At 36.8% G+C, this 12,519-nt stretch carries 17 protein-coding genes; 15 read left to right on the forward strand and 2 right to left on the reverse strand.

Annotation, left to right across the window (positions count from 1 at the left end; translation table 11 throughout):
* Positions 1-73: 73 nt before the first annotated feature.
* From BMY14_RS15875 to BMY14_RS15900, 6 genes are all read left to right on the forward strand, one after another.
* Positions 74-874, forward strand: coding sequence for a carbohydrate ABC transporter permease (locus tag BMY14_RS15875; RefSeq protein ID WP_218144922.1), 801 nt, complete (start codon positions 74-76; stop codon positions 872-874).
* Positions 861-1,685: a carbohydrate ABC transporter permease gene (locus BMY14_RS15880; RefSeq protein ID WP_091833937.1), complete on the forward strand. Its 825-nt coding sequence runs from the start codon at positions 861-863 to the stop codon at positions 1,683-1,685. Before BMY14_RS15875 ends, BMY14_RS15880 begins: the two co-directional genes overlap by 14 nt.
* Before the next feature lie 10 nt (positions 1,686-1,695).
* The gene (locus tag BMY14_RS15885) at positions 1,696-2,805 is read left to right on the forward strand and encodes an ABC transporter ATP-binding protein (protein WP_091833939.1); all 1,110 of its coding nucleotides are present in this window, start codon (positions 1,696-1,698) and stop codon (positions 2,803-2,805) included.
* A 36-nt stretch (positions 2,806-2,841) separates the two neighbouring features.
* Positions 2,842-3,678, forward strand: a complete 837-nt coding sequence (locus BMY14_RS15890) for a metallophosphoesterase family protein (protein WP_091833941.1) — start codon at positions 2,842-2,844, stop codon at positions 3,676-3,678.
* A 274-nt stretch (positions 3,679-3,952) separates the two neighbouring features.
* Complete coding sequence (locus tag BMY14_RS20660) at positions 3,953-4,108, forward strand: hypothetical protein (protein ID WP_177177624.1); 156 nt, start codon at positions 3,953-3,955, stop codon at positions 4,106-4,108.
* Positions 4,109-4,545: 437 nt separating this feature from the next.
* A complete protein-coding gene (locus tag BMY14_RS15900) occupies positions 4,546-5,196 on the forward strand; it encodes a CatA-like O-acetyltransferase (RefSeq protein WP_091833947.1) in 651 nt (216 codons plus the stop codon).
* Between the two features lie 291 nt (positions 5,197-5,487).
* On the opposite strand, the gene BMY14_RS15905 is transcribed toward BMY14_RS15900, so the two are convergent.
* Both BMY14_RS15905 and BMY14_RS15910 read right to left on the reverse strand, forming a co-directional pair.
* Positions 5,488-5,706, reverse strand: a complete 219-nt coding sequence (locus tag BMY14_RS15905; protein ID WP_091833950.1) for a helix-turn-helix domain-containing protein — start codon at positions 5,704-5,706, stop codon at positions 5,488-5,490.
* 310 nt (positions 5,707-6,016) lie between these two features.
* Positions 6,017-6,349 carry a helix-turn-helix domain-containing protein gene (locus tag BMY14_RS15910; RefSeq protein ID WP_091833953.1) on the reverse strand — a complete coding sequence of 111 codons (333 nt, stop codon included), beginning with the start codon at positions 6,347-6,349 and terminating at the stop codon, positions 6,017-6,019.
* A 123-nt stretch (positions 6,350-6,472) separates the two neighbouring features.
* Between BMY14_RS15910 and BMY14_RS15915 the strand changes: the two genes are divergently transcribed.
* The 9 genes from BMY14_RS15915 (at position 6,473) to BMY14_RS15955 (ending at position 12,458) form a co-directional block, all read left to right on the forward strand.
* Positions 6,473-6,697: a helix-turn-helix domain-containing protein gene (locus BMY14_RS15915; RefSeq protein ID WP_091833956.1), complete on the forward strand. Its 225-nt coding sequence runs from the start codon at positions 6,473-6,475 to the stop codon at positions 6,695-6,697.
* Positions 6,698-6,810: 113 nt separating this feature from the next.
* Positions 6,811-7,068, forward strand: a complete 258-nt coding sequence (locus BMY14_RS15920) for a helix-turn-helix domain-containing protein (RefSeq protein ID WP_245741450.1) — start codon at positions 6,811-6,813, stop codon at positions 7,066-7,068.
* A 195-nt stretch (positions 7,069-7,263) separates the two neighbouring features.
* Positions 7,264-8,010, forward strand: a complete 747-nt coding sequence (locus tag BMY14_RS15925) for a PTS mannose/fructose/sorbose/N-acetylgalactosamine transporter subunit IIC (protein ID WP_091833959.1) — start codon at positions 7,264-7,266, stop codon at positions 8,008-8,010.
* The gene (locus BMY14_RS15930) at positions 8,010-8,867 is read left to right on the forward strand and encodes a PTS system mannose/fructose/sorbose family transporter subunit IID (protein WP_177177625.1); all 858 of its coding nucleotides are present in this window, start codon (positions 8,010-8,012) and stop codon (positions 8,865-8,867) included. Before BMY14_RS15925 ends, BMY14_RS15930 begins: the two co-directional genes overlap by 1 nt.
* 48 nt (positions 8,868-8,915) lie before the next feature.
* Positions 8,916-9,320, forward strand: coding sequence for a PTS sugar transporter subunit IIA (locus BMY14_RS15935; RefSeq protein WP_091833962.1), 405 nt, complete (start codon positions 8,916-8,918; stop codon positions 9,318-9,320).
* Between the two features lie 4 nt (positions 9,321-9,324).
* Positions 9,325-9,795, forward strand: a complete 471-nt coding sequence (locus BMY14_RS15940) for a PTS sugar transporter subunit IIB (protein WP_091833965.1) — start codon at positions 9,325-9,327, stop codon at positions 9,793-9,795.
* Between the two features lie 50 nt (positions 9,796-9,845).
* A complete protein-coding gene (locus BMY14_RS15945; protein ID WP_091833968.1) occupies positions 9,846-10,931 on the forward strand; it encodes a galactitol-1-phosphate 5-dehydrogenase in 1,086 nt (361 codons plus the stop codon).
* On the forward strand, positions 10,928-11,611 hold the full coding sequence (alsE, locus tag BMY14_RS15950) for a D-allulose 6-phosphate 3-epimerase (protein ID WP_091833971.1): 684 nt from the start codon (positions 10,928-10,930) through the stop codon (positions 11,609-11,611). Before BMY14_RS15945 ends, alsE begins: the two co-directional genes overlap by 4 nt.
* A gap of 226 nt (positions 11,612-11,837) precedes the next feature.
* Positions 11,838-12,458 carry an outer membrane beta-barrel protein gene (locus tag BMY14_RS15955; protein ID WP_091833975.1) on the forward strand — a complete coding sequence of 207 codons (621 nt, stop codon included), beginning with the start codon at positions 11,838-11,840 and terminating at the stop codon, positions 12,456-12,458.
* The last annotated feature ends 61 nt before the right edge of the window (positions 12,459-12,519 follow it).

A 12,519-nucleotide genomic window follows, 5' to 3' on the forward strand; every position in this document is an offset into this window, starting at 1 on the left:
GGATTTTATGAAGTCGTGACTCTTACTGCTGCCTTCAATCGTTTTAATTTTTATATTTCTTTTTTTACCATTAATGTACACGTTATATCTTAGTTTTTTCGATTGGAATATGATTCGTCCCGATAAAGAGTTTGTAGGTCTGAAAAATTATATTGATCTATTTATGAATCCAGTATTTTATAAAGTATTAAAGAACACCTTTCTATATATTCTGATTTTAGCAATCGTTAATTGTGCTATTCCGTATATATTTGCGTTTGTTTGTCACTTTGTTTTTGAAAGATTTAAAGAATTTTATAAGATCGCAATCTTTATGCCGGCTTTTATTTCATTGGTGGTTGGCTCCATGATATTTATGTGGATATTGAATCCACTTTCTGGACCAGTGGCACTCCTGCTACGAAATTTTTCTATAACATTACCTGTTTGGAATATTACGGAAGGACTGGCCATTGTTGTAATTAGCCTGATTACGTCTTGGCGGGTATTTGGCTATAATTTCATTATTTTATATGCAGCAGTAAGTGGTATAGCTCCTGATGTTATTGAAGCAGCGAAGTTAGACAATGTTCCTTTATACAAGGTATTTAAAGATATTGTTATGCCAATGAGCAGCGCCACAGGGCTCTATATATTTGTTATAACTACTGTGATGGGGCTTCAATATATTTATACGCCTATCAGCGTTTTAACCAAAGGCGGTCCGAATGATGGCAGTTCTAATTTGCTTTACTTATCATATCATGAAGCTTTTGTGGTGTTCAATTCAGGGAATTCGGCCGCAATATCAATGGTTACTATTATACTATTTGCAATTTTCATTGTAATTTTGTTTAAGTTTGTAGAAAGCAGGGTTCATTATGAAAACGAATAAATTAGTGCAGTTATTATGGCACGTTGCTTTTATAATAACCGTGCTCATTTTGCTTTACCCTATATTGTTTGCTATAGCTAATTCGTTTAAAACGAATGCAGCGGCGTTCGCTGCTATTCTTAGATTATTTCCAGTCGAGCCTGTAGTGGATAATTATTTGGCTTTGTTTGATAAAATCCCCTTGGTTCATATTATTACGAATACGTTTACGGTTGCTGCGATTATAACAATGGTAAAATTAATAACTGCATTTTGTGCGGCTTATGCGTTAGTTTTTATTCCAGTGCGAGGCAGTAAAGTATTGTATTTTTTATTTTTACTTTCAATGTTTGTTCCTTTTACAGCTACGATGATTCCAAATTATTTGACGGTTTCAGCTATGAATCTAAACGATACTTTGATGGGCGTTATACTGCCTCAACTGGTAACTGGATCCGGAATATTTTTATTGCATCAAACAATGAAAACGATACCGATCGCCATTATTGATGCGGTAAAACTAGATGATATTGGTCATTTTAAGATTATGAAAGATATTGTATTACCACTTTTGAAACCACAAATCATCTCTACTGGAATTTGGCTATTCATTGGTGCCTGGAATGAATATGTTTGGCCGCAATTAATCTTGAAAACGAAAGAAAACTATACATTGCCGTTGGCTTTACAATTATTTGTTAGCGAAGAAAAGGGATCAAATTTTGCCCTGATAATGGCTATGTCGGTTGTTACCATGATTATACCATTGCTGTTATATTTGATTTTCCAACGTCAAATCATAGGGACATTTACTTCGTCAGGTATAAAATAAAGGAGAAATTATGGGAAAAGAAATCGTATTTGATAATGTAAGAAAGAAATACAAGGATATAGAGATTATTCCTAATATGAATTTTCGTGTAGAACCAGGAGAACGACTGATTTTATTGGGTCCGTCCGGTTGCGGGAAATCAACAATATTGAGAATGATTGCGGGTTTTGAATTTGTAACAGAAGGTGAAATTCGCCTGGATGGTCAAGTTGTAAACGATGTTCCTAGTGGTAAACGGAATATAGCGATGGTCTTTCAAAACTATGCGTTGTACCCTCATATGACGGTTCTTCAAAATATTACATATGGGCTAAAAGCAAATAAAGTTCCTTTGACTGAGATTGAAAATCGTGTAGATCTTGCCCTGGATATTGTAGAGTTAAAGGGATATGAGAACCGAAAACCCCATGAATTATCAGGCGGACAGCGTCAAAGGGTGGCTTTGGCTAGAGCTATCGTAAAAAAATGTGAATATTTACTACTGGATGAACCATTATCTAATTTAGATGCAAAGCTTCGGGTGTCGGCACGAAAACATTTATTAAATATTCATGAGAAATTTGGACAGACGTTCATTTATGTAACGCACGATCAGATTGAGGCAATGACCTTGGGACAAAAAATTGTCCTTATTAATGAAGGTGAAATTCAGATGTTTGATACGCCTGAACATATTTATAATAGGCCGGCTAACGTATTTACTGCTCAGTTTATTGGTTCACCTCCGATGAGTGTTATTGAGGCAAGATATGAAAATGGAAAAATGTATTTTGGAAATCAGGAATATCAATTGGATCAGCAGTGGGTCGATTTTCTAAAAAATTATACAAAAAAGACAATACTCTTTGGTATTCGTCCGGAGCATTTGGAAATAAGCGTAAGTTATATGGACAATAGTTTGGTTGGAGTTGTGAATTACATTGAAACGCAAGGAAAAGATTATGGTGTTTATCTACAACTTAATAATCATGAAGTTGTAGCTTTGAGTGAACGAAAAAATTGGACTGTTGGAGGGGAAAAATATATACGACCAATGCAGACAGAACTGCATTTATTCGACCCGGATAGTCGGCTTAATTTAGGCTATCCAGAAACGATGACAAGTCGATATGATCGTTAAAGTTATATAGAATATAAATTTGGAGGGAAAGATAAAATGAAAATAGCTTTGATTGGGGATTTACATTATCCTAGTAAAAATGGTGTGACAAAACCGATAGAACAAAAAATATTACAAGCAAGAGATGAGTTCTTTCCTTATTTTTTGAATCAGTTTTTTTCAGAACAGGTAGATTTTCATATTGCTTTAGGTGATTTAACTAATTTTGGGAAAGCTGATGAATACAAAGAAGTTTATCAATTCATAAGGCAGTATGATTCGAATTTTGTTCATGTAATTGGCAATCATGACCTATATCAAATGGGATATGATGCTGTACAAGATTTTACAAAGCAGAAACCATATGATTTTATGGAAAAAGATGGTGCTATTTATGTAAGACTAGCCACGGCAAGAGAATTATCGCCTGATAACTATGGCGGCAGCCTTGATGATCAGCAGCTATTATGGTTAGAAAAAATTATTCATCAATCCAGAACGAAACCGGTTATCATTTTTGCTCATCATCCGCTTGTAGACACAACTAAATTTTCGAATCGTGATATGTATTCTATTGACCCAGCTATCGATATGTGGTCGATATTATCACAAAAAAAAGGAAAGGGATTCTATCTTAATGGACATACTCATGTAAATGACATTAGAAAAAAAGAACAGTGGAATTTCTGCCAATGTTGTGCCGTAATGGATTTTCCTTCTATACGTATTTTAACAATCGAAGCGGGACAGATATCATTTTCTACGAAAGAAATTTTACTCTCAGAGAGAATGAAAGAAAATCTGTTGATTTTGAAAAATGGTGTGGAAGCGTTTGTTTCAGAGCCCAATGCTTCTGAAATAACTTCAATTAGAGAACTTACCGTGTGTTTTTAATAGAAACACATAAAGAAAAAAATACTAAAAAGAAACAGCCATGGAAAAAGAGTTTTTCCATGGCTGTTCCTTTTTGTGTGCCTATATACTGTTTTCAAGCTCCGTATGTCATAATATTTTATTAGTTAGATTCAATTTTTATAAAGTGTAAGTTGTCAGATTAGAATCTATAGCGAAAGCAGCGGATGCACTTGGTTATATACACCGAATTTGGCACAACAGTATCAATTATCCCACTGATGATGATGGTGATGATGATGCGGAGGAGGCGGCGGTGGCCCATCAGGCCCATCAGGAGGAATTGGAGGAGGTGGAGGCGGACCATCAGGCCCGGCAGGAGGCGGTGGTCCATCAGGTCCACCTGACCCCCTATCATAAAATTGAACTTGGGCTGGACTATTATCTGCATGAAATGGAGAAGCTTCTGTAATACCAGCTACAAAACCAACTTGAATTACAGCTATAAGCGTAAGTAAGGTGATTTTTTTTGCTAAACTTTTCATAATTAACGCCACCTTAAACTTTTTGCGGAAGATAAATAAAATCATATACCTTCTCTACGCATAATAATATATCTTTAAAATTTGAATATGATTTGGAAGGTATTTGAATAAAATTTGAAAATTATTTGAATTAGCTTTTTTACTGACAGGTAAACAGTATAGTAGCAGCAATAATTATCGATAGTAAGTATATACATAGTAAACAAAGGTAATCTGTTCTTTTTATCCGCTTGTATGTAAGTTGTATTTTTCTGCTTTTTACTTGAAATCATAGGATGCAAGGTTTATACTTGTATAAAAATTAATTATTTTTTGATAAATTTAGACATGGAAATTGGTATAGATAGGAGGTATCAATACCAATATGAAGGCAGAGTTTCACGCCATTGATATGGAAACATGGCCAAGAGCGCAAACATATAATTATTTTACGGAAATGGTTACAACGACTACATATTCTATTACGGTAACGTTGGATGTTACAATACTTAGACATATATTGAAAAGTAAAAAAATTAAATTTTTCCCTACATATCTTTATCTAATAACACGATCTATAGGAAAACAACAGGAATTTCGGATGGCACTTCAAGATGGTGTATTAGGGTATTGGGACTATTTGACGCCGTATTATCCAGTGCTTCATGATGATAAAACAATCACATTTATTTGTACCGAATATAATGAAGATTTCAGAATTTTTTATAAAAATTGTGTTGCAGATATGGAACATTATCAAAAAAGTCATGGTATTATGTCCGTAAAAGCGGCATCTAATAATTATATTATAGCTTCTATTCCATGGTTTAGTTTCAATAGTTTATCTATGCATTTGCAAAATGCTAACAACTATTATGCACCAATTTTTGAATCAGGAGGCTTTACGGAAAAAGATGGTGAAACTACGATGCCTTTATCTATTACCGTTAATCATGCTGCGATTGATGGCTATCATATAAAGGTATTTTTAGAAGAATTAAAGAACACATTGAATCATCCTGAAAAATGGCTGTAATCAGATATTATAATTATCAGAGACAGAACACTAAGCATAATAATCTTTATAATTAAAAAAAACGACTGTTTTTTAGTAGTCGGGTTCACGTCATTCTATGTGTTTGTGCGTGAATTTTCCAAGAGATGAAAAGACGATATACATTAGGTACTCACAAGCCTAATGTATATCGTCTTTTTTGTACAGTTTATTTTTTTGCATTCCTTTGTAGTTGAATAGGATTCACTTTAAAGAGCGGTATTAAATTATTATAGCATGGTATAACTCGACGAAAAATATAAAAGGATAATTCTATCTTCGTTCTTTAATTTCACTTTTACCTACAAGATAATCAATGGATACGTCAAAATAATCAGCTATAAAAAGAAGCAGTTTAAAATTTGGTGTTGAGGCATTTATTTCATAGTTTTGATAAGAGCGTTCATTTATATTCAGTATTTTTGCAATTTCTTTTTGTGTAAGTTTTTTGTTGTTTCGTAATAACTTAAGACGATCAGCAAATGTTGCCATAAAAAACACTCCTAAATATAATATTCCATATTGACACGAAAATAAATTGCGTGTATTATATATTTATACGAAAATTATTTTCGCGAAAAGTAAAAATTACACGATAGAAATAGGGGAGAGTACTTATTTACTCAGTTAGAGTGATGCAATTTTAATAAGGAATAGCGAGTTTTGAATTATAGGTATAGGTACGCGATTATTATTAAATTATTATATCATTATATCATGGAGCCATCATAGTGAGAATAAAAGATGAAGAAATTTAGTAGGGATGCTTTGAAAATTTATCGGTGATTATAACGGACTACATTTATTTATGATTTTTTATCCCGTGTTTATGGAGCACATAGTCTTTGATGATATCCAGCTCTTCTTTGACGGGGTCCGGTAGATAATCAAGTTCGCTTTCCGCACAGGTTGTGATGGAAGGTTCAGTATCTGTAAAAAATTCAGCTAACGATATATTGAGACCCTCACAAATTTTATAAATCGTAACGACTTGGGGATTACGGCTTTTTCCGTTCACGATGCTATCAAGGGTAGATTGAGTTAGACCCGATAAATCAGCTAATTTATTAATCGTAAGGCCTTTTTCTTTGCAGAGTTCCATAATTCGTGCGGCAATTTTAGCGGTGATATCCATAATCTCTATCTCCTTTTTAACGTGTTATCGTTATTTTAACATAAATAAATTTAAATAGTTACCGACATAGCATTGACTTATAAACGCCATATCGTTATAATGACATTTGAGGGGGGAATGAAAATGACCTTTGGACAAAATTTACGAGGAATTCGGCAGGCAAAAAAGTTTTCGCAAACCAAGCTTTTTCAGAAAACAGGATTTCCACAAACTACAATCAGCGATTGGGAAAATGATAAATATTTCCCGAATATTATCGAGGCACAGAAACTTGCTCGTGCCCTGCATGTAAAAATTTCTACGTTGTTAAAGGATACCTTTCAATTCCCAAAAAATGAGGTGGCTTAAGGAGGGGATGCAGCCATTTTATCTTCGTATTTTACTTAAGTATAACAATAATATTCAGGAAATTCAGATTTTTGTAAATTAAAAGATCCATTTTACGTGCTGAGGCAACTGGCATGAGAAAACCAAAACATTGGGGTGAAAAAATGATACGGGAATTGGTACTTTATATAAAAAGTGAACGTATGGCACAAAGTCTTACCATGGGAGAATTGGCTTTGAAAAGCGGTGTTAGTCAAAAGCATATATCCAATATTGAAAATAAAAAAGTGATGCCGACGATTGAAACTTTACAAAAACTGGCGCGGGCTTTAGGTTTTGATATTGCCTTGCAGGTAAAAGTCCGCAAATATTCCAAGAAGAAGGATGGATAATACCACATGGCTTTGTGGGATGAAATGAAAAATAAAATCGGAAAATTCTGTCAAATTAAATGAGTGCTTACTGGTTGTACTGAAATTTGAGGAGGTGATGTGCAAACGGTGACTCTTCATAAAAAATCAAAGGAAGGAGGAGCGTTGAGAAACGATTTTTGCAGGTAAATTTAATCAATTGGAGGGATTTTATTTATGTTATCAGCAATTTTGGTAGCAATTATTGCTACCATGAGTACTTGGTGGGTAAGCCATGTTATAACGAGGACTTGGTTATATCCTTTGTGGGCAGGTTTTCTTGTGGCACTAGCGATGGGGCAGCCGGTTGAAGGTATGAAGGCGGCGGCTTATATTCAGCTTACGTATTTGGGATGGATTACGGCAGGTGGGACGATGCCAGGGAATCTTATGGTTGCAGGTGTTTTCGGGACAGCTTTGACGCTTGTTTCGGGGGCCGATCCAAGTCTTGCCCCAACGTTTGCGGTACCGTTTAGTTTGTTGGGGATTTTATCGTTTCAAGCTTATATGACCATCAATAGTATTTGGATTCACAAAGCCGATAAATATGCTCTTGAAGGAGACTTAACAAAACTTCGGTTTATGAATTATGTACCATCGGGGATTTTGAGTTTTATCTTAAATGGTATTCCGGCCTTTATTTTAGTTTATTATGGCGGTGATGTGACAACCAGGGCTTTGGCGGCGATTCCAACGTCTATTATTACAGCGTTTTCTGTAGTCGGAGCTTTAATGCCGGCACTTGGGATTGCGATGCTGCTGAGTTATCTGAGTAAAAAGAAGATTGTTGGATTTTTCTTTGCGGGTTATTTTCTGACGGTTTATCTTCATTTGGATACAATGGCAATTACGATTTTTGCCGCGATTATTGGTGTTCTTATTTATTTCTTTACGACGGATAAGAAAACGGGGGTGGCTGAATAATGGCAGATTCGCAAATAGAAAACATGAATGTACAGCCTAAAGTGAAGCTGACAAAACGAGATTTGATTAAGCACTGGCTGCTCGGTTATTCGAGTGAAACTTGTTACAATTTTGAAAGATTACAGGCTTTGGGTACAGCCAATGCAATGATTCCGATTATTAAAAAGCTTTATAAAACGAAAGCAGAACGAGCGAAAGCAATTCAGAAGTATATGGTCTTTTTCAATACAGAACCATCTTACATTGGGACGGTCATTCATGGGATTGCGGCATCGATGGAAGAACAGGCGGCAAATGGTGTGGAAATCACAGATGAGGACATTAATTCAGTACGGACTGGCTTGATGGGGCCGATGGCGGGGATTGGCGATACGGTTTCACAGGGGATTGTGTATCCGATTCTGGCAGGGATCAGTTGTAGTTTGGCACTGGCAGGTAATATTTTCGGGCCGATTTTTTTTGAAGTCGGTTATAAAGTCATCATGCTTAGCACGGGTTATAGTATGTATATGCTTGGGTATAAGAAAGGGAAGACCGCTGTTTTGAGTTTTTTGAAGGCGGGTACGTTGAATCGTATTACGGAAATTTTTAGTGTAGTCGGGCTTATGGTTATCGGGTCTTTGGCGGCAACTCGGATTGGTATTGTTACACCAATTGAGTTTAGTGTTGGTGAAGTGGGCATCAATTTGCAGAAGGTTTTAGATTCGTTACTGCCAAGCATGCTTCCATTAGCGGCAACCTTAGGTGTGTGGAAATTGATCTCCAATCGTATGAGTCCAACAGCTATTATTGCGATTTTATTTGTTGTTGGGATTGTCGCATCCTTATTGGGGATTTTAGCACCGTTAGCACAATAAAAGTTGTAGCGGCGAAATGAATTTTAAAGTTAAGATGAGGTGAATGAAATGGTTGGTGTATTGTTGACAAGCCATGGAGAGCTATGTAAACAGCTCATGGAAAGTTCGGCAATGATTGCCGGAACGGCAATGCAGATGCGGGCGGTTCCTTTGGAAAAAGGTGAAAATCCGGAAGCCTATAAGGAACGGGTGAGAGCGGCTTTGCTTGAACTGGATACGGGAGCAGGGGTGATCGTTCTCGTGGATGTGCTCGGGGGAACACCTTATAATACGGTGGGCTTTTTGAGCAGGACAGCAGATATTCAAATCATTACAGGGATGAATTTACCCATGGTGCTTTCGCTGACTTTGGAACGAGATGAAAGTTCAGAGATTTGTGATCTGGTTGAGCAGGTGAGTGCAGGAGCCAGGGATGGTATCAAAGTACTTTGCCGAAAAAATAAAGAGGAGTGATTTCATGGAAAACATAGTATTGGCGAGAATTGATGATCGGTTGATTCACGGACAGGTAATGACCGCTTGGATGAAAACGCGTCCGGCAAAACGGATTCTGGTTATTGATGATAAGGTGGCAGCGGATGCTTTTATGATTGAAGTCATCGAACTTGCCGCACCGACAGGGGTTAAAGTGGATGTGTATTCTTGTGATCAGGCGATTGAAGCCTTGAAGAATGGCATAGATACACCGACAATCCTTTTGGCAAAAGTTCCGGACACGTATAAACGCTTGATGGATGGGGGCATTGCTCTTGGTGAAATCAATTTGGGCGGTATGGGAATGGCGCCCGGCAGAAAGACACTGTATAAGAATATTGCCGCTTCGGAGGTTGAACGCAGTGTCATGAAGGGGTTTCTGGCACAGGGGATCGATATTAAGATACAAATTATTCCATCAGAAAATTGTATTGAAATCGGCAGGCTGTTGTAAGCAGCTGTCACAATATAGCAGGGCAAAAGTTAAAATAGGGGGAACGTTGCATGAAAGCGATGCGTTTGCATAAAATCAATGAATTCACCTTGGATGATAAGGTGAAACCGATACCAAAGGGGGATGAAATCTTACTAAAAATCAGTGCTTGTGGTATCTGCGGCTCAGATATTCCAAGAGTGTATCAACTAGGAACGAAGGTTTATCCCGTGACGCTTGGTCATGAATTTTCAGGAATTGTCAGTGAAGTGGGGGATCGTAAAAACGAGGGTTTACTAGGGAAAACAGCGGTTGCTTTTCCACTTATTCCCTGTATGAAATGTGAAAATTGCAAGACCGGACATTATGCTGAATGTATAGCCTATCAGTATTTAGGTTCAAGAAATGATGGTGGATTTGCGCAGTATTGTTTAGTTCCAAGCAAATGGAATCTCGTGTTTTCACAAAATCCGCAGGTGAAACCGGAAACGTTCGCTTTGACAGAACCTTTAACGGTTGCACAGCATGCGATCCGTAAAGCAAAACTTACTGCTGGTGAGTCGGTTGTTATCGTGGGAGCAGGCCCGATTGGTATTATGGCGGCTCGCTGGGCAAAGATTTTTGGTGCGAGAAAGATTATTTTACTGGAAATATCGGACGAGAAGATCTCTTTTGGAAAGCAGCGAGGCTTGCAGGTTCTTAATGTCAAAGATGAAAAGCTTGCCCGGAATATTTCGAGCCTAACGAACGGACGTGGTGTCGATGTAGTAATTGAAGGAACTGGTACGACGGGAGGTTTGAATACGGCGATTGAATTGAGCCGCACCTTTGGCAGAATTGTTCTTTTGGGAAATCCACAGAAAGATACGATACTTGAGTTAAAAAATCACAGCAGCATTTTAAGAAAAGAATTGCAGCTTTTGGGGATTTGGAATTCGTATTATATGAGCATGCCGTTAAATGAGTGGGAATATACGGTTCATATGCTCGATGTGGGCCAGATGGAAGTGGATGATTTAATTACGCATCAGAGTTCCTTGTCTGATCTGAAACATTTATTTGATCAGATTTACCATAAAGAAATTTCGATTTGCAAAGCAATCTATAATGCAAAACTCGACGGCAATGAACTTATGGAAGGGAAGACTGTGCAATGAAAATTAAATTTGCCCCGTCTTTGATGTGTATGGATCTTATGCGAGTTCAAGAACAGGTGTCTATCTTGAATGAACGTTGCGATTTGTACCATGTGGATATCATGGATGGACATTTTGTCAAAAACTTATCTTTATCGGTGGATTTTGTCAAAGGATTGCGCCAAATCACGAATTTACCGATTGATTGCCATTTAATGGTCACGAATCCTGAGCAGTATATCGATCCTTTGATAAAAGCCGGTGCCGATTTTATTTCTTTGCACTCCGAAACTATTAGTGGTCAGGCATTTCGCTTATTTAATAAAATAAAACAGGCCGATTGTAAATGCGGGGTTGTCCTTAACCCTGAAACGAGTCTGGAGGCGGTCAAACCGTATCTGAATTATCTGGATCTGCTTACGTTTATGACGGTGGATCCAGGGTTTGCCGGACAAAACTTTATTGCTGAGACAATAAAATCCATCAATGAAGCTGCCTTGTGGAAAGTCCGAAATACTTATTCTTATATACTGGCAGTTGATGGTGCCTGTAATAAGCATACTTTTTTAGAACTGGCAGATGCCGGAACCGAGTGCTTTATCGTAGGCTCATCGGGGCTGTTTAATTTGGATGAAGATTTGAATATTGCCTATGACATTATGATGCAGGATTTTAGGCAGAGTTTAGCCGCTAAAAAATAATAAGAAGAAATGCACAGCCATGAAAATGAAAAATTTTTCATGGCTGTGCATTTTTGGGTTTGATTTTTTCCTTTCAGGCAGACAAGGGTGCAGGAGCATATACAAAAAAATCAAGAAAATTTTAAATGTAAAATAATAGCAGGAATTAAAGAATTTATATAGAATACTAAAATAATTAATATGAAAAAGTCTTTATAAATAGGCAATCATACGAGGAGGATTAATCATGAAAAAAATATGTTTATTGACAATGGGTTTAGCTCTTATGACCGTAACGGCTTTTGCGGCACCTCAAACTGATATTCAACAAGGAAAAACAGCGGTGGATTTAGGAGTTTTCAATTCTAAAACAGCTATTAATGGTGATGATTTTGATACGAACACGAAACTTGATGCGGGTATTACAACAGGTCTTTCTGATAAATATGCAATTCAATATAAGTATCATGCATTAGGGTCAGGTAATATCGAAAGAGGTAATATTAAGTCAGATATAAATACACAAGAATTTAATGTGCTTTATAAACTGACACCAACTACCGATGCTTTTGTTGGTCTGCATAGAATTGATGGCAGCATTGGTTCTGTCGATATCGATGCAAAAAATAAAGTACAGGTTGGTATTACATCCACTGTGCCGTTGAGCAGTGCTGTTAGTGCATGGGGAACTTTGGCTGCTGGATCTGATTTGGTTACTTTGGAAGCCGGTCTTAGCCATCCATTGTCGCAGAGTGCCGATTTAAATGTATACTACCGTTATACAAAAGATAATGATTTGAGAGTTAATGGAAATAAATTTGATTTTGAAAACAATGGTTTTGGTTTAGGCGTAACAATGAAATTTTAAAAAAATGTATGAATTGACTATATAAAGAGACACTCTTCCATATTGATGTGAAACCTAAAAA

It is taken from the genome of Propionispira arboris (assembly GCF_900109225.1).
Lineage (GTDB): Bacteria > Bacillota > Negativicutes > Selenomonadales > Selenomonadaceae > Propionispira > Propionispira arboris.

What these genes read in the sequence shown, in the direction of transcription:
- BMY14_RS15875 (WP_218144922.1), top strand. Translation starts at nt 74, where the DNA reads ATGTACACGTTATATCTTAGTTTTTTCGATTGGAATATGATTCGTCCC.
- BMY14_RS15880 (WP_091833937.1), top strand. Translation starts at nt 861, where the DNA reads ATGAAAACGAATAAATTAGTGCAGTTATTATGGCACGTTGCTTTTATA.
- BMY14_RS15885 (WP_091833939.1), top strand. Translation starts at nt 1,696, where the DNA reads ATGGGAAAAGAAATCGTATTTGATAATGTAAGAAAGAAATACAAGGAT.
- BMY14_RS15890 (WP_091833941.1), top strand. Translation starts at nt 2,842, where the DNA reads ATGAAAATAGCTTTGATTGGGGATTTACATTATCCTAGTAAAAATGGT.
- BMY14_RS15900 (WP_091833947.1), top strand. Translation starts at nt 4,546, where the DNA reads ATGAAGGCAGAGTTTCACGCCATTGATATGGAAACATGGCCAAGAGCG.
- BMY14_RS15905 (WP_091833950.1), bottom strand. Translation starts at nt 5,706, where the DNA reads ATGGCAACATTTGCTGATCGTCTTAAGTTATTACGAAACAACAAAAAA.
- BMY14_RS15910 (WP_091833953.1), bottom strand. Translation starts at nt 6,349, where the DNA reads ATGGATATCACCGCTAAAATTGCCGCACGAATTATGGAACTCTGCAAA.
- BMY14_RS15915 (WP_091833956.1), top strand. Translation starts at nt 6,473, where the DNA reads ATGACCTTTGGACAAAATTTACGAGGAATTCGGCAGGCAAAAAAGTTT.
- BMY14_RS15920 (WP_245741450.1), top strand. Translation starts at nt 6,811, where the DNA reads ATGAGAAAACCAAAACATTGGGGTGAAAAAATGATACGGGAATTGGTA.
- BMY14_RS15925 (WP_091833959.1), top strand. Translation starts at nt 7,264, where the DNA reads ATGTTATCAGCAATTTTGGTAGCAATTATTGCTACCATGAGTACTTGG.
- BMY14_RS15930 (WP_177177625.1), top strand. Translation starts at nt 8,010, where the DNA reads ATGGCAGATTCGCAAATAGAAAACATGAATGTACAGCCTAAAGTGAAG.
- BMY14_RS15935 (WP_091833962.1), top strand. Translation starts at nt 8,916, where the DNA reads ATGGTTGGTGTATTGTTGACAAGCCATGGAGAGCTATGTAAACAGCTC.
- BMY14_RS15940 (WP_091833965.1), top strand. Translation starts at nt 9,325, where the DNA reads ATGGAAAACATAGTATTGGCGAGAATTGATGATCGGTTGATTCACGGA.
- BMY14_RS15945 (WP_091833968.1), top strand. Translation starts at nt 9,846, where the DNA reads ATGAAAGCGATGCGTTTGCATAAAATCAATGAATTCACCTTGGATGAT.
- alsE (WP_091833971.1), top strand. Translation starts at nt 10,928, where the DNA reads ATGAAAATTAAATTTGCCCCGTCTTTGATGTGTATGGATCTTATGCGA.
- BMY14_RS15955 (WP_091833975.1), top strand. Translation starts at nt 11,838, where the DNA reads ATGAAAAAAATATGTTTATTGACAATGGGTTTAGCTCTTATGACCGTA.